This window comes from Arthrobacter sp. B1805, assembly GCF_002929745.1.
Taxonomy (GTDB): domain Bacteria; phylum Actinomycetota; class Actinomycetes; order Actinomycetales; family Micrococcaceae; genus Arthrobacter_D.
The window spans coordinates 1-15,925 of sequence record NZ_PJIQ01000004.1 but is presented as its reverse complement, the minus strand read 5'-3'; the positions used below and the strand labels follow the sequence as shown (position 1 = coordinate 15,925).

Annotated in this window: 15 protein-coding genes; 8 read left to right on the top strand and 7 right to left on the bottom strand. The window is 63.0% G+C overall.

The genetic code is table 11. The annotated features are described in order from the left end of the window. Positions 1-161 precede the first annotated feature (161 nt). From glf to CXQ96_RS05595, 5 genes are read left to right on the top strand one after another with little or no spacing between them, the layout of a single operon-like run. A complete protein-coding gene (glf, locus tag CXQ96_RS05615) occupies positions 162-1,349 on the top strand; it encodes a UDP-galactopyranose mutase (protein ID WP_104117066.1) in 1,188 nt (395 codons plus the stop codon). Continuing rightward, a complete protein-coding gene (locus CXQ96_RS05610; RefSeq protein WP_104117065.1) occupies positions 1,346-3,355 on the top strand; it encodes a glycosyltransferase in 2,010 nt (669 codons plus the stop codon). The genes glf and CXQ96_RS05610 overlap by 4 nt, the downstream gene beginning before the upstream one ends. Before the next feature lies 1 nt (position 3,356). Next, the gene (locus tag CXQ96_RS05605; protein WP_104117064.1) at positions 3,357-4,247 is read left to right on the top strand and encodes an ABC transporter permease; all 891 of its coding nucleotides are present in this window, start codon (positions 3,357-3,359) and stop codon (positions 4,245-4,247) included. 2 nt (positions 4,248-4,249) lie between these two features. Then, positions 4,250-4,981, top strand: coding sequence for an ABC transporter ATP-binding protein (locus tag CXQ96_RS05600; protein WP_104117063.1), 732 nt, complete (start codon positions 4,250-4,252; stop codon positions 4,979-4,981). 33 nt (positions 4,982-5,014) lie between these two features. After that, the gene (locus tag CXQ96_RS05595; protein ID WP_104117062.1) at positions 5,015-7,054 is read left to right on the top strand and encodes a DUF6541 family protein; all 2,040 of its coding nucleotides are present in this window, start codon (positions 5,015-5,017) and stop codon (positions 7,052-7,054) included. A 57-nt stretch (positions 7,055-7,111) separates the two neighbouring features. Here the strand turns inward: CXQ96_RS05595 and CXQ96_RS05590 are convergent, their stop codons facing one another. The 4 genes from CXQ96_RS05590 to CXQ96_RS05575 form a co-directional block, all read right to left on the bottom strand. Next, positions 7,112-8,332, bottom strand: coding sequence for a lipopolysaccharide biosynthesis protein (locus CXQ96_RS05590; protein ID WP_146070826.1), 1,221 nt, complete (start codon positions 8,330-8,332; stop codon positions 7,112-7,114). Between the two features lie 67 nt (positions 8,333-8,399). Then, the gene (locus tag CXQ96_RS05585; RefSeq protein ID WP_104117060.1) at positions 8,400-9,314 is read right to left on the bottom strand and encodes a glycosyltransferase; all 915 of its coding nucleotides are present in this window, start codon (positions 9,312-9,314) and stop codon (positions 8,400-8,402) included. After that, positions 9,311-10,306: a glycosyltransferase gene (locus tag CXQ96_RS05580; RefSeq protein ID WP_258058890.1), complete on the bottom strand. Its 996-nt coding sequence runs from the start codon at positions 10,304-10,306 to the stop codon at positions 9,311-9,313. Before CXQ96_RS05580 ends, CXQ96_RS05585 begins: the two co-directional genes overlap by 4 nt. Then, the gene (locus tag CXQ96_RS05575; RefSeq protein WP_104117272.1) at positions 10,299-11,027 is read right to left on the bottom strand and encodes a glycosyltransferase; all 729 of its coding nucleotides are present in this window, start codon (positions 11,025-11,027) and stop codon (positions 10,299-10,301) included. The genes CXQ96_RS05580 and CXQ96_RS05575 overlap by 8 nt, the downstream gene beginning before the upstream one ends. A gap of 193 nt (positions 11,028-11,220) precedes the next feature. Between CXQ96_RS05575 and CXQ96_RS05570 the strand changes: the two genes are divergently transcribed. Then, a complete protein-coding gene (locus tag CXQ96_RS05570) occupies positions 11,221-12,108 on the top strand; it encodes a glycosyltransferase (RefSeq protein ID WP_104117059.1) in 888 nt (295 codons plus the stop codon). A gap of 74 nt (positions 12,109-12,182) precedes the next feature. On the opposite strand, the gene CXQ96_RS05565 is transcribed toward CXQ96_RS05570, so the two are convergent. Both CXQ96_RS05565 and CXQ96_RS05560 read right to left on the bottom strand, forming a co-directional pair. After that, on the bottom strand, positions 12,183-12,536 hold the full coding sequence (locus CXQ96_RS05565) for a DUF2304 domain-containing protein (protein WP_104117058.1): 354 nt from the start codon (positions 12,534-12,536) through the stop codon (positions 12,183-12,185). Positions 12,537-12,540: 4 nt separating this feature from the next. Beyond that, entirely contained in the window at positions 12,541-13,179 is a 639-nt protein-coding gene (locus CXQ96_RS05560; RefSeq protein WP_104117271.1) for a glycosyltransferase family 2 protein, read from the bottom strand. Positions 13,180-13,380: 201 nt separating this feature from the next. On the opposite strand from CXQ96_RS05560, the gene rfbA reads away from it, so the two are divergent. Continuing rightward, a complete protein-coding gene (rfbA, locus tag CXQ96_RS05555; protein ID WP_104117270.1) occupies positions 13,381-14,244 on the top strand; it encodes a glucose-1-phosphate thymidylyltransferase RfbA in 864 nt (287 codons plus the stop codon). Between the two features lie 108 nt (positions 14,245-14,352). Next, complete coding sequence (locus tag CXQ96_RS05550; RefSeq protein WP_104117057.1) at positions 14,353-15,279, top strand: glycosyltransferase family 2 protein; 927 nt, start codon at positions 14,353-14,355, stop codon at positions 15,277-15,279. A gap of 570 nt (positions 15,280-15,849) precedes the next feature. Here the strand turns inward: CXQ96_RS05550 and CXQ96_RS19035 are convergent. Further along, a partial coding sequence (locus CXQ96_RS19035) for a hypothetical protein (RefSeq protein ID WP_146070945.1) occupies positions 15,850-15,925 on the bottom strand: 76 nt, incomplete at its 5' end.

The window sequence follows — 15,925 nt, the reverse complement described above, 5'->3', positions numbered from 1 at the left end:
GCCGGTAGCAGTGCGGTTGCGCGACGACGTGAGGGCGCGCGGCGGTGCGGGCGGCGAGCGACTTCATCGGCCTCCTTCCCGCGGCGGTGGAGGGGCTACACCTGAGGTCGGGTAGCCTTAAGCCCGCATGTCTGTTGTTCGGATCAAATTCAGGAGCATCTGTGAACGTTGACCTCGTTGTCGTTGGATCGGGCTTTTTCGGCCTGACCATAGCTGAACGGGCGGCTACCCAGCTCGGTCTCAAAGTGGCCGTGCTCGATCGGCGTCACCACATAGGGGGCAATGCATACAGCGAGAACGAAGCGCGAACGGGAATCGAGGTGCACCGCTACGGCGCACACCTCTTCCACACGTCGAACGAGCGCGTCTGGGACTATGTCCACAACTTCACGGAGTTCACACAGTACGTGCACAAGGTCTACACCCGTCACAAGGGTGAGGTGTACCCGATGCCGATCAACCTCGGAACCATCAACCAGTTCTTCCGGACAGCCCTCGGGCCGACGGAAGCGCGCGCCCTGATCCAGGAGCAGGCCGGCGAGCTTGCGGGCACGGATCCCCAGAACCTCAACGACAAGGGCATCCAGCTCATCGGGCGGCCACTGTACGAGGCCTTCATCAAGTACTACACGGGCAAGCAGTGGCAGACCGACCCCAAGGATCTGCCCGCGGAGATCATTTCCCGGCTCCCTGTCCGGTACACCTATGACAACCGGTACTTCAACGACAAGTACGAGGGCCTCCCCGTCAACGGTTACACGGCGTGGATCGAGCGCATGGCCGACCACCCGAACATCGACGTCCACCTGAACACGGACTTCTTCGACGAGGGCCACGAGTATTCGCGCTCGACGACGCTGGGACAGGTGCCGGTCATCTACACGGGACCCGTCGACAGGTACTTCGATTTCGCAGAAGGTGACCTCTCCTGGCGCACGATCGACCTCGAGGAGGAAGTGTTGCCGATCGAGGACTTCCAGGGCTGTTCTGTCATGAATTACCCGGATGAGGACGCAGCCTTCACTCGCATCCACGAGTTCCGTCACTTCCACCCGGAACGCGACTACACGAAGGACGCGACCGTCATCATGCGGGAGTACTCGCGCTTCGCGGAGAAGGACGACGAGCCGTACTACCCGATCAACACCTCCGACGACCGCGCGAAGCTGCTCGCCTACCGTGACCTGGCGAAGGGCGAGAAGTCGGTACTCTTCGGCGGTCGCCTCGGAACCTACAAGTATCTCGACATGCACATGGCGATCGGGTCCGCCCTGTCCATGTTCGACAACAAGATCACGCCTCACTTCAAGGGCGGACAGAAGCTCGAAAGCGGGGGAGTGGACGCATGAGCGAGGCCACGCTGACCGATGCCGCAGCCGAGCAGATCCAGAGCGCCCAGGCGTGGCATGCCATCCAGCGGGTGGTTCTTCCGAATCAGAACCAGATGGACACCGCGGCCCTCTACGTCGACACCGGCAGCGCGGTCGGTGTGCAGGTAAACACCACAGATGGCAGCACAAGCACCCAGTCGAATGTCACGAGTCTCGCCGCGCCCGGCCAGGAACTCCATGTCGAGGACTTCCGATCGAGGCGGTCGACGTCCGTTCGTCCGGGAGAGCGCGTTTCCTTCGGCACGTACTTCAACGCATTCCCTGCGAGCTACTGGCGTCGCTGGACCAATGTGCGGAACGTGAGGCTGTCCGTCGGGACACGCGGCGCGGGCGGCATCAGCGTCTACAAGTCGAACGCGCGCGGCTCACTGCAACACGTCGAGACCAAGCGCGTGTCCGACGCCGCCACGAGTACATTCGACCTCTCATTGGAGCCCTTCGGGGACGGCGGGTGGTACTGGTTCGACCTGGTGGCCGGATCGGCCCCGCTCGTACTGAATCATGCTGAATGGCTTGCTCCGGGAGAGGCCCCGACACCCGGTAAGATCACGCTCGAGATCACGACGCTGAACAAGCCCGACTTCTGCGCGAACAACCTCTCGATACTTGCCGAGAATCTGGACGTGCTCGAGAACGTGCAGGAAGTGCTGATCGTCGACCAAGGCACGAAGAAGGTCGCCGACGAAGCGAGCTTCGCGAGCATCAGTGCCGCCCTCGAAGGCAAATTGAGGATCATCGACCAAGCGAACCTCGGTGGTTCCGGCGGCTTCGCCCGGGGCATGTACGAGGCGGTGGAGAACGGCAGCGACTACGCGCTGCTTCTTGATGACGATGTCGTGATGGAGCCGGAGAGCATCACCAGGCTCCTGGCTTTCGCCGACCACTGCAAGACTCCGACGATCGTCGGTGGTCACATGTTCGACCTCTACAACCGGACGGTACTGCACACGTTCGGCGAGATCGTGAACCCCTACCGGTTCCAGCCGGACCAGCCTGTCGCCGAGCAGACTTTGGGGCACGACTTCATGCGCTCCAATCTCCGCCACACGCCGTGGCTGCACCGACGGATCGACGTCGACTACAACGGTTGGTGGATGTGCCTCATTCCGACTCAGGTCATTCGCGAGATCGGTCTGTCGCTGCCGGTCTTCATCAAGTGGGATGACGCGGAGTACGGCCTGCGGGCGAAGAAGGCAGGTTATCCGACCGTCTCGATGCCTGGATCGGCAGTATGGCACGTGTCCTGGATCGACAAGGACGACATGGTCGGGTGGCAGGCCTACTTCCACACCCGCAACCGCATGATCGCGGCCTTGATCCACAGCCCGTACGAACGGGGGGGCAGGGTGATCCGCGAGTCCGGGTACTCGGACGTGAAGCACCTCGTGTCGATGCAGTACTACACAGCTCGTGGCCGCGTGATGGCCATGCGCGATGTCCTGCGTGGTCCCGATCAGCTGCACGCCATTCTCGCGACGAAGCTTCCCGAGATCCGGGCCCTGAGCCAGGGGCACTCCGATGCACAACTCAAGCCGAACCCCGACGACTTCCCGGCTCCGAAGATGGACAAACCGCCGCGTCATGGGCAGGGTTTCAAGGCTCCTTCCTACACGACACTCGTGCCGTGGGCAGTGAAGACGATCGCGCGTCAGTTGAGCAAGCCGGTTGCTTCGGAGAGCAAGGAGCGGCCCCAGGCATTCGTCGCGCACCAGGACAACAAGTGGTGGCGGATGTCGCAATACGACAGCGCGATCGTGTCGAATGCTGAAGGAACCGGGGCGTCCTGGTACCGCAGGGATCCGCAGCAGCTTCGTGCTCTACTCGCTGAGGCCGGCCGGTTGAATGCGGAGATCCTCAGGAAGTGGCCACAACTGCGGGAGCAGTACCGGGCATCGCTCGACGACATCACGTCCTTCGAGTCCTGGAAGAAGACCTTCGACCAGCATTCCGGGGAAGGCAAGTAGATTGAGCACCATCGACCTGACCACCCCCGGCCTCGGAGGTGGTCTCAAGGACGTGCTGCGGTCGCGGTACCTACTGAAACTCCTGGTACAGAAGGAGTTGAAGGTTCGCTACCGCGGCTCGGTCCTTGGCCTGCTGTGGTCCTACGTGAAACCGGGCGTGCAGTTCGTCGTGTTCTGGTTCGCCCTCGGGATCTTCCTGGGGATGAACAGAAATACGGAGAACTACCCGATCTACCTGTTTTCCGGCATCGTCCTGATCAACTTCTTCAACGAAGCGTTGAGCAACGCGTCTCGATCCATCGTCGGCAACGGCGGGTTGATCAAAAAGATATATCTTCCCCGGGAGTTGTTCCCGGTGGCTTCAGTCTGGGTATCCGCAATTCACTTCGTGCCGCAACTGTTCGTCCTGCTCATTGCCTGCTTCATCGCGGGCTGGACACCAGGGGTGGTGCAGATCGGCGCAGCTGTTATCGGTTTCCTCATCGTCGCGCTGTTGGCGATCGGCCTCGGCCTGTTCTTTGGCTCCGTCAATGTCTACTTCCGCGATTCGGAGAACTTCGTCGACATGTTGTTGATGATTGCGACCTGGGCGTCGCCAGTTCTCTACTCGTGGACGATGGTTCGGGACGGACTATTCGACGCTTTCGGCGCAGGAACCGGCGGAATCCTGCACACCATCTATCAGGTCAATCCACTCACCATCGCTGTGGAACTGTTCCACTTCGCCTTCTGGATGCCGACCACGAGCGGCGTGACAGATCCGCTGACAGCCGTCCCGCCGAACCTGCTCGACCTATGGATGCCCATCGGGGTCGCGATCTCGGTCCTCGTGATCCTCCTGGGCCAGTTCACCTTCAGGCGGCTCGAGGGCCGTTTCGCTCAGGAGCTCTGACAATGACGACGGCAATAGAGGTCAGAGGAATATCGAAGGAATTCGTCCTGAGGCATACCCGCTCCATCAAGGAAGCCTTCGTGTGGATCATGAAGGGGCGCAAGGGAGATCTCTCCAAGAAGTTTCATGCGCTCAGCGACGTAAGCCTGACCATCGAGCAGGGCGAGTCCGTCGCGTTGCTCGGTCTGAACGGTTCGGGGAAATCGACGCTACTCAAGCACATCTCCGGAGTGATGCTGCCGGACGTGGGAACGGTGCAGACCAGGGGAAGGGTTGCAGGGCTGATCGAGGTCGGTGCCGGTTTCCATCCTGACTTGTCGGGTCGCGACAACGTGTACCTCAATGGTGCCATCCTGGGCATGAGTGAGGAGCAAATTGAGGAGCGCTTCGATGACATCCTCGAATTCTCCGAGATCGGTCAGTTCATCGACACCGAGGTGAAGTTCTACTCCTCCGGAATGTATCTTCGGCTTGCGTTCTCGGTAGCGGTCCATACGAATCCCGAAGTGTTCCTCGTCGACGAGATCCTCGCCGTAGGGGACGAGCCGTTCCAGAAGAAATGCATTGCTCGCATCAAAGAATTGGCGGACGACGGGAAGACGCTGGTGGTCGTCAGCCACGACCTCGACCTGGTGGCGCAGATCTGCAAGCGTGGCGTCCTTCTGGAGCACGGTCGGGTCGTTCTCGATTCAACCGTGGATGACGCCGTTGCGACGCTCAGGAGTCGTCATTAGCACAAGCATCGACCATTCGGGGGGAGCACGGCGATGAGTTGGGTGGAGGTGCTCCCGGTCGCTTTCGCGACGCTGGCCTGCTTCTTTCTGCCGGGCATACTGGTGGGCTTGGCGGCTGGCGCCCGGGGGCTTGGCATGCTTGCTCTCGCGCCCGCACTGTCTCTTGGGCTGGCTGGCGTCGGTGCCGTGTTGTTGGCGTTTCTGGGTGTCCAATGGACGCTCTGGAGTTACCTGGGCTTCACTGCGGCGGTGACGGTTGCTGTTTTCGTTCTCGCCAGGGTCCTGACGATCTACGTTGGTGGAGGGGCGACGGCAGGCGTACCGAGGGCCGCTCCCATCGAGACGCCGAGCAGGTCCTGGTGGCGTAGGGTGCCGCGCGGGATTGCGACCCTGATGGGGGTCGTTGTGGCCGCCATCGTGAGCTTCACGCCGTTGAAGGAAGGTATGCGGTGGCCGGACTACCCAGCACTTACCTGGGACTCCATCCATCACCACAGCTCGGTGCGCTACATCATCGAGACCGGTAACGGGTCAAGCCTCAATTTGGGCGCCGTAGCGTCCAATAGCAAGGCCCCAGCGTTCTATCCCGGGGCTTGGCACGATTTAGTCAGCCTGACAGTGGGGCAACTGCCTATCAGCGTGAGCATCAACGTGACCGCATTGGTGATGGCCTGCGTCATCTGGCCCCTATCCGTGGCCTACCTCGCGCGAGTAGCCTTCCCCCGCCTGACGTGGATTCCGATGTTGGCTCCGGTCATCGCCTCGGGGTTCGTTGCCTTCCCGGCCCGCATGATTTCCTACGGCACAGTTTGGCCCGCAGCAATGGGTACGGCGATTCTTCCGGTGATACTGGCACTGCTCCTCCTGATCACGTCTAGCCGCACTACATGCGCCGCAAGAATCCGACTCGTCCTGCTGCTGCTTATCGCGCTCGCTGGAGCAACGCTCTGCCATCCCACTGCCACCATCGCTGCTGCCTACCTCAGCGTGCCCTTTGTGGTCTACCGCTACGTTGCCGGGATCCAGGACCTATCCAGGGGTGGACGGAAAGCTCTCGTGGTGGCACTGATTGCGGCGCCAATTCTTGCAGTCTTGGGCGTCATTGCCGCCGTTAGCACCATTCCAAGCGTTCGATCGGTATTCTACTTCGAGACGACTCCAGTTGGACCGGCGACAGATGCGGTCGGCGCAGCGGTCTTTGACACCATGCTTGCACCACTTGCTCATGGCAACACGGAGCCGTTTTGGGTGGCCGGACTACTTGCTATCGTCGGATTCATTCTGACCATAGCCCTGCGGGAGGGGCGGTGGGTGTCGATAAGCTGGATGACCACGATCCTGCTGTATGTCGTCGCCGCCGGTGAACAGACGGTCCTGCGCCCGCTGGTCGGGCTTTGGTACTCCGATCCCGTCCGGCTTGGGGGACTCGTGCCGCTGTTTACATCGCTCCTGGCCGCGTTCGCGATCACCAGGGTTGTGGAGGCCGGGATAGCAGCCGCCGCCGCCCGGACTCCGTTACTCGCTCGCCCGCAAGTGGCCGGCGCTGTTGCGCTCGCCCTCGTGGTTGCACTGGCTGCAGTCCTATATCCGCAGACAGGAGAGCTGCGGGCGGATGCTAGATCCGACCGCCTAGCTGCGGATTACTGGCGACACCTCGAGTGGAGCGATGGCATCGCGAGTTTGTCCGAGTTGCAGATGATTGAACGTCTGGGCGATGAATTACCAGAGGACGCAGTTGTGCTTGGCGATCCGACGTCCGGCGCCGCCCTCGTGTACGCTCTGGCGGACCGCGACGTCGTCTTCCCAACAGGTACTGGCGCGTGGGACCTAGACGCAGAGTATCTCGGTCGTAATTTCTACCGGCTGGACAGCGACCCTCGCGTCTGTGAATTGATTCGTAAATACCGCGTCTCCTACTTCTACGACGACGACGGCCGCTACCTTCCAGAGATCATCCACAGAAAGAACATGGGCGGGTTGACCGCGGCGGGAATTCCTCCGGGCGATCTCACACTAGTGGATCACAGTGACGACGGCGCAGCCGTCTACAAGATCGAGTCTTGCGGACTGTAACCGCAGCGTTGCTGGTAGGCAATTACCCGCAGTTTCCGACACGAACGGCTTCCAGGGCTATCCTTTGCCCTCCCTCAGTACTCGGCGGACGGTCGCTACCTGATACGACGCCACCACGAGTTCGGAGATCGCGACCGACCAAGCGACCATGACGGGTCCCAGGAAGGCCGCGGCAAGGACGATGAGCGGCAGGCCGATGGACGCGCCGAGCACGGTCGAAACGGCCAGCGCTCTGCCCTGTCCCAAGGGGATCAGGCAGGCGAGGCCGACGATGGACGACACGGCGACGCCGGCGAACACGACGCCGATCGGGATGCTGAGCGCGAAGCCGACGTGGATCCTGCCGTTGGACAGCAGCGCGCTGCCCCACGGCAGCACGAGGGCGATGCCCGCGCCGCCGAGGAGGCCGACCAGCGGAGCCAGCAGCGTCGTGCGCCCGATTCGGAGGCGTTCGACCGTCTTGTCCGTCGACGCGATGGACCCCTGCAGCACCTGGACAACGGGTCCGAGGGCGATCTGGCCGTACCTGATGAAACGGTCGGCCATGGCGTACACCTCCCTGAACGCGGGAAGGAACGCGGACACCATGATCAGCGGTGCGCCGACGTACAGCGACGAGGTGGCCGCCGTGATCACCCCGTGGAGTTGGCGTGGCAACCGACCGAACGCGGCGCGGGGGGAAGGATCAGGACGGGCCATCGTGCCCCCGGACCGTCGGATCACTGAGGCGGTCCCGAGGACGGCGACGATATTGAAGACACCCTGGCAGGCGATGAAGACATAGATCTCCTGGGTGAGCAGGATGCCCACGACCCCCGCCAGCGTCCCCATGCTGATCGGAAGCGAATCGAAGAGGATCAGCCGCCGGGGGCGTGCCTCGCCCACGAAATACCACGCTCCGCCGAGGAAGGGAATCAGGTACACGCAGCAGGCAGCGATCATCATCCCGCGGTATTCCGGGGTGGTGAGCAGGAATGGAATCAGGATCGCGAACGGCAAGGTGACGGTGGCGAGGTACAGCCTCGATACGAGGGACTCCATGAACATCTGCGGCCGGTCGTTAGCCGGCATCCCGGCGACCATCGCCGGTCCCGTCGTGCCCCAGCCGAACGACACGATGACCCCGAGCAACCCGGCGAGCGTCTGCGCGACGGCGATAACGCCCCACGCAACGTCACCGGCCTGGGTCACGACGACGGGAATCGCCATCAGCCCGATGATGCTGGTGATAGCGACGGCCGCTGTGTACGTGCCGAATCGCGCTATCAACGGTCTCACAGTGCGCCTAACGGGTTCGAGGGAGGGCGGTGGTGGTCAAGCGGGGCGTCGTCGGCTCGCTGGCGCGTCAGGACAGACGCTGCAGGAGTGGTGCCGGGATCTTGCCCGCGTGGCCGCGAAGGCCGTGGGCGGCTCCTGCCGCCATCGCCAGGAGATGGCTCCGGCGCTGCGGCCCGACGACGACCCTCGCGGCATGCCCGATCAGGTCGTGCGCAAGGCGTGACGCGGTCCAGCGGGGATGGCGTGGGAACGAACGCCGGGCGACCAGAACCGCGTTTCGGCTCATATAATAGGTCCTGAACGGCGGATGGTAGGCGACCGACAACTGTTTGCCATGGCGCATCAGGGGACGTCCCAGAACCGTCAGGCGCCGCATGGCGCCCAGTGAGTGGTCCAGGTTGGTACCGGCCGCGACAATCGTCAGGAGACCGGCCGCACGCACGCGCTCGTTGAACTCGGTGTCCACCCAGTCGATGAAGAGGTCCTCGCGGAGCCCTCCGACGGTGTCGAGTGTGGAGACCGGCAGGAGAAGGCCCGACTGCATGGGGTCGTATGCGAGGTCGAAGCCCTGCTCTGTTCCGAGCCGGGCCACCGGGCGTCCGTTCTGCTCGGCATAGGAGACGCTTCCCACCGGTAGTCCGGCCTGAAGCGCTGCGCGTGCAGTCGCCAACAGTTGTTCGACGTAGCCGGGAACCAAGGCGGTGTCCTGGTCGAGTGTGAGGATCCACTCGGCTCCGTGGTCCGAGCGCGCCCGGAAGATCCCGGCGTTCAGTGTGACGGCGATGCCGTCGTTGGTGTCCCGCCGGACCACATCGGCCCCCAGCGACTCCAGGCGTCCGAGGACTCCTTCGGCGTCCGGCCCGGAGCCGTCATCGGCGACCACCACGGCGGCAACCTGACGCGCCAGGGCTTCGTACCTTGCGAGGACGGCTTGGGGCGGGCGGTAGCTGCTGACCACCGCGACGACGATCGGGTCGCTCACAGTTCCCCTCTGGCAGGTCGGCCGAGGACGACGGCAGCGGCAAGGCTTGCGGCTAGTTCGGCACCGCGCCGGAGTGGTACCGTCCCGCGTCGGACACCGCGGGCGACGGCGAGGGCCGCGGCGCCGCGGCGTGCATCGGACGAGTAGGCGGAAAGAGCGGAGTTGAGCTCCGCCGTCCTGACCGACGTCCTCGTCGCGAGGGTATCGGCCATCAGGGACCGCCAGCCGATTCCGGCCGCAGCGAGGAATCGGGCGAGCGCCGCAGGCGACGCCGATCCCTCGAACCGGCGCCCTAGCTTTCGGACGCGGGACACCAGACGAGTGACACCCGTGCGGTTCTCGCCCACGACGTTGTTCTGGTGCTGGATGTAGTCCTGGACGAGGACATCGACCACGTTGAAGCCGTGGGCAGCGCCGGCGCAGACCGCCAACCAGTGGTCGTGATACTGCGCCGGAGTGTTGAGCCGTGGAAAGGGGAGTGCTACGGACAGGAGGTTGGTGCGCAGGACGCTGAGGGACCCGGTGACCTGGTTCTCGGTGAAGAGATCGACGAGCTGCACGCGGCGCCGTGCCGTGGAGGCGGTGAGCACGCGTCCGTCGTCGCCGACCACTCGTGCCTGCCCGGACACCAGCGAGTTGTGCGCGAGGTAGGGGAGCAGCGTCGCCAGCTTCTCCGGGTACCAGTAGTCGTCCTGGTCACTGAGGGCGATCCATCGCGCCGTTGGCGGAACCGCCTCAAGCACGCGTTCGAAGTTGCCGTAGAAGCCCCGGCGATCTTCGTAACCGATCACCTCGAAGCGTTCATCCCCGCCGCAAATCCGTTCAACGTCCTTCGCGACCTGTTCGTGGTCGCCGTCGACCGAGATGAGGCACCGGAAGTCTTTGTGTGTCTGCGCCTGGATCGACAGCAGCTGGCGTGCGAAGAGGCGTTCGGGGGGCCGGTAGGCGGCGAGAGCCACGATCCCGAAGCTTCCGGAGAAGTCGTCATCCACGGGAGGCCTCCTGGTTCCGGTACCGCCGGACACGCTGCACCGCGACGAGGAACGCCCGGGCGAGCATGATCCTTGCCCGCAGGATGAGCAGCGGCGACCGAACCTTCTTCGGCGTCGTGTTGGTGTCGTGCAACCTGCGGGACAGCGTGTCCTGCTCCAGGTGCTGCATGCCGCCGGCGAGGTTGCCTACCATGGCAATCCACTGGTCGTGCGTCTCATGAAGGAACGCTGGGAAAGGCAGTATCAAGGGAGCGGCGTCGCGACGAAACGCCATGGCGCAGCCGTAGTACGGGCGCACTCCGATCCACAGCAGCAGCAGGTTCGTCCACTTCTTCGTGCTGTCGTCCGCTTTCAGGCGGAGCGACTCGATGGCTCGCGGCGGCTGGCCGAAGAATGAAAAATTGCTGGCAACGACGGGTGACGCGGACAGCGCGCCAAGCATCAGCTCCAGGCGCCCGGGCAACCAGATGTCGTCCTGGTCCGAGAGGAAGATGTACTGGCCGCGGCTCGCAAGCAGTGCCGCTTCGAAGGTCCTCACGTAACCGCGATTGGCGGGGGAGCGGATGAGACGGATCCGCCCGTCCTCGAGACCCGCGATGACGTCGACGGAGGAGTCCGTGGACGCGTCATCGACCACGACGATCTCGTCCTCTGGTCCCAGCTGAGCCAGAATCGACTCCAGCTGCTCCACCACGTGGGCTGATCCGTTGTAGGACGCCATGCATACGCTGGCGCGTATGCTGCGCTCCTCGTCGGAGTGTTGGCCCGCTCCCATGCCCATCCTGTCCTAGTCATCGATGATCCCGAACGAGTCTACCCAACGCGCTTTTTCACTTCGTACAATCCACATCCCTATAGTTGGACTGTTCTTCGGGATAAATCCGTCCCAGCCGTACTCCTGCAGAAAGTTCTCCATGGCCTCCGTTGATGTCCTGTTCCCCTACTACGGGGATGTCGAACTCATGAAGAAGGCTGCACGCAGCGTTCTGAGCCAGCAGTTCCAGGATTGGCGGCTGGTTGTGGTGGACGATGGGTACCCCGACCCCGAGCCTGCCCGCTGGTTCGGAGAGCTCGACGACGAACGGGTCTCCTACCAGCGGAATGCGTCCAACCTCGGCGCGAACGGGAACTACCGGCGCGCTCTCGAGCTCGTCGAGGCACCCCTGACCGTCATCATGGGCGCCGACGACCTGATGCTGCCGAACTACCTGCAGACGGTCGTCGACACCTTCGCCGCGTACCCCACCGCCGACGTGGTTCAGCCCGGCGTGCAAGTCATCGATGAGAACGGCGCGGCCGTCGCACCCCTCGTGGACAGGGTGAAGAGCATCGCCATGCCCGGCGGCGCTCCTACGCCGACGGTGCTGCAGGGAGAGCGGCTCGCCACGAGCCTGCTGCATGCCGGCTGGCACTACTTCCCGTCGCTCGCATGGCGCTCCGAAACCATCACGCGCATCGGCTTCCGCCCGGAGTTCGACGTCGTGCAGGACCTTGCCCTCCTGCTCGATATCGCTGCCGGCGGCGGAACGATGGTGCTACAGCCCGAACTGGCCTTCTTGTACCGCCGCCACTCGGGGTCGGATTCGTCGGTACGCGCGCTCGACGGCCGGCGTTTTGACGAGGAGCGCCGGTTTTTCGAGATCGAGGCAGAGCGCTTCGCGGCTCTCGGGTGGCACAAGGCGGCCCGTGCGGCGTCACTGCACATAACGTCACGGCTGAACGCTGTGGCACTGCTCGCCACGTCACTCCTCAAGGGGCGCAAGGCATCCATCTCGAGCCTTACCCGGCACGTCGTCCGCTAGGACGCGCCCCGCCCGCACCGCGGATGAGGGACGGAGCGGGACTCCCTCGGGTGCAACGTAGTGGAGCGCGTCAACTAGTGGCGGTCCTCAGCCCAGGGCTTGGGTGCCTCATCCAGCGCAATGCGCCGGGACAGGGCCGTCAGGGCGTTCTCGGCGTGGCGGAATCGCTGGTACGTCGTTGCCATGAAGACGAAGAAGCTGACGATGGTCGCGTAGAGCACCAGGTCGGTGCCCCGGCCGATCCCTAGGAAGGACGCCAGGGACGTCAGCACGTTCGGGAAGAAGATCGAGGCGACGGCGGCCACTGCGAAGATCATCAGCATGATCCGACGGATCGCGAGATGGCGTGCGTTGGTGCCGCCACGCATCAGCACGAGCGACACCAGGATCACGGCGAGAACGAGGACTATTTGGACTATCAGCAGCACGGGATCACCTAAAGAAGAGTTCGGCGAGGATGTTGACGGAGTTCAACAGCGATTGGCCCTTGGACTTGGAGTAGTCGGTGTAGATGATTTCCACCGGATGCTCGACCCAGCGAGGCTCTATCTCCGCGATCTGATGGACCAGTTCCGACGCGTGGGCCATCCGGTTCTGGGTGAGGTGGATGCGCGAAGCGACCTCGCGGTTCATGGCGCGCAGCCCGTTGTGTGCATCGGTGAGATTCATCCCGGTGGCCAGCCGCGATTGCACGGCGGCCGTCTTCAGCACGAGCCGCTTCATCGGGCCGATCTGAGTCCTGTCGTCGAGGAACCGGGAGCCGAGCACGATGTCTGCCTCGCCGGCGTCCAGACGCGTAACCATCGCTGCGGCATCCACTACCCGGTGCTGGCCGTCCGCGTCGAACGTGACGATGTTGCGGGTCATTTGATCCTGTAGCGCGAATTCGATTCCCGTCTGCAGGGCAGCGCCCTGGCCGAGGTTGATCGGGTGCTGCACGACGACCGCTCCGGCTGCCCGAGCGATGTCCTGTGAACCATCCGAACTGCCGTCGTCAATGCAGACCACGTGGGGAAAAACGGGGCGAAGGCCCTCGATGACCGAGCCGACCACAGTTGCTTCGTTGTACATCGGAATGACGACCCAGGTGCGATTCACTGCCTCAGTATCCCATATTGCTTTTCAGGCGCCTGCCCGGAGGCACACCGCAGGCCGCCTGGAACAACAATCGCGGAAGCGTCACGTGCTCGACCAGGCGGACTGGACCGCCGCTAATCCTCCGTGTCGGGGCGAACTTGCTGTTCGTCGTCGATCCCCGGAATGATGGCCACCATGCGCGGAATAATTCTTGCAGGCGGAACTGGGTCCCGGCTGCACCCCATCACTCTCGGCGTGAGCAAGCAGTTGGTGCCGGTCTATGACAAGCCGATGATCTATTACCCGCTGTCAACGCTGATCCTTGCCGGTATCCGGGACATCCTGATCATCACGACTCCTCACGATGCGGACCAGTTCGAACGGCTGCTCGGGGACGGGAGCCGGTTCGGGGTGAACCTCACGTATGCACAGCAGCCCTCGCCGGATGGGCTCGCGCAGGCGTTCATCCTCGGTGCGGAACACATCGGCAGTGGCCCCGTGGCGCTCGTACTCGGCGACAACATCTTCTACGGCCAAGGGATGGGTACACAGCTTCGACGTTTCGCCGACATCGACGGTGGTGCTGTTTTTGGCTACTGGGTAGCTGATCCGACGGCCTATGGCGTCGTCGAATTCGATACCGACGGGCGGGCCGTGTCACTCGAGGAGAAACCGGAGCACCCCAAAAGCCACTACGCCGTGCCCGGTCTCTACTTTTATGACAACGACGTCCTCGACATCGCTGCCGATCTGCAGCCATCGCCGCGCGGCGAGCTTGAGATTACCGATGTGAATCGGGTGTACCTCGAACGCGGGAAGTTGCGTGTCGAGATACTGCCCAGGGGCACCGCATGGCTCGACACGGGTACCTTCGACTCACTTAACGAGGCATCCGAGTTCATCAAGACGGTCCAGAAGCGTCAGGGGCTGTCGATCGGTTGTCCGGAGGAGATTAGCTGGCGCCTCGGCAACCTTTCGGACGACGAGCTTGCCGAGCGGGCGAAGCCGTTGATCAAGAGCGGTTATGGCCGGTACCTGATGGGCCTGCTCGAGCAGTAGGCCTTTATCCGGCAGTGGTAGTCCGGGCCACGCCGTCGTGATGGAGCTGTCGGTGGCCGGGCCCGATAGTATCGGATCGTTGATGCAAGGGAAGAAGCGAAGGAAACCATGTCGAATGCAGCAGTTGTTGTCTCCTACAACCGGAGGGAACTGCTTGAGAAATGCCTGTCCGCGCTGACCCAGCAGACACGCCCCCTGGATGAGGTCATCGTCATCGACAATGGATCGACGGACGGTGGACCGGAGATGGTTCGGGAGCTGTATCCCCAGGTCTTCCTGTTCGAGACGGGAGCCAATCTCGGCGGGGCAGGCGGATTTGCGTGGGGAGTGGAGCTCGCTGCGGAACGCGGCCACGACTACGTGTGGCTGATGGACGACGACGGCGAGCCGGACCTGGACTCCTTCGAAGAGTTGATGGGAGCGGTCGAGGCGAGCAACGAACCTTTGTCCTTCGCTGCCTCCATGGTGACGACGCACGAGGACGGCACTCCGAACGCCGGTAACCTGCCAGTCCTCAGCAGTGACATGAAGCATCAGCTGAAGGCCCAGGAAATCGGTACGATCGCGGTCCGTGCTGCGACCTTCGTCGGGGTCCTGGTCAACGTCGCCATCGCCAGGACTACCCACCTGCCGCAGCGGGATTACTTCATCTGGATCGATGACATGGAGTACACGCTTCGTCTCTCGAGGCTGGCTCCCGCCGTGATGGTGAGCAGGAGCAGAATCAAGCACCCGATGAATGCCGGTGGCTCGAAGGACATGAAGGGACGCCTCTTCTACCACCTGCGGAATCAGATCTGGGTCATCAAGACCAACCCGGAACTGTCACTGCCGAGGAAAATCTTCGACTCCACCTTCTACGTCGTTCATGCGCTAGGCCAGGGCCCTCATGCGGCTGACAAGGGATTGTGGGCCAAGTCGGTTGCCAAGGGTGTCTTCGAGGCGCTCTTCCGTGCACCGCGGGAAGAACCGATCGGCACCCTGATTCGGACTCTGCCGGAGGACCGACAGGCGGAAGTGCGTCACCAGCTATAGTGCCGGCAGGCCGTCAGAGCTCGGGGGCGGTTCGCTGCAGCCAGTGCTGATTAGACGAGGACCTTCAGAATGTGCCAGGGCTCACGTCGGTGAGGCCGTTTGATCTGGTCGCCCCTCACAGCCCGTGACGATTTGCAGCCAGACGTGAGATGGACCATCGGAGTCGTCCCTGCTCAGTTGACCGCGTCCCTCCCGCTCGCCGCGACGCCCATGGCGCCAGCTATCCGGGTGCGGTGCACCCGCCCGACTGTCGCCCTGATTTCGCCGAAATGGATTGCAGAGAATTTTGGGGGCGTCGAGGAGCGAGGGAATCCTGTTCGCATCAGGACGCCGGAAGTCCGTATCTCTCATTGGTGTGGTGTGAATCACGCCCACTCCACGAAGCTTCTCGGAGTACCCGCAGTCCGCGGCCGTGCCCACACGCCGCCCGTCCTTTAGTCCCAAGAAGTAGGCGCAATAGAGAAGCGCCCCTGACTACTCGGCCAGGGGCGCTTCTCTATTGCTGAACCCTAATCGCTTGTGCGCTCGATCGCACGGACATCACATGAGTCGCGGGATGAATCATCGGATCTATTTGTAGGTGATGCGGGTTCCGGTGGTGGGGGTCCAGGTGATGGTGCCGCGTTGGTAGGTTTGCTGGCAGTTG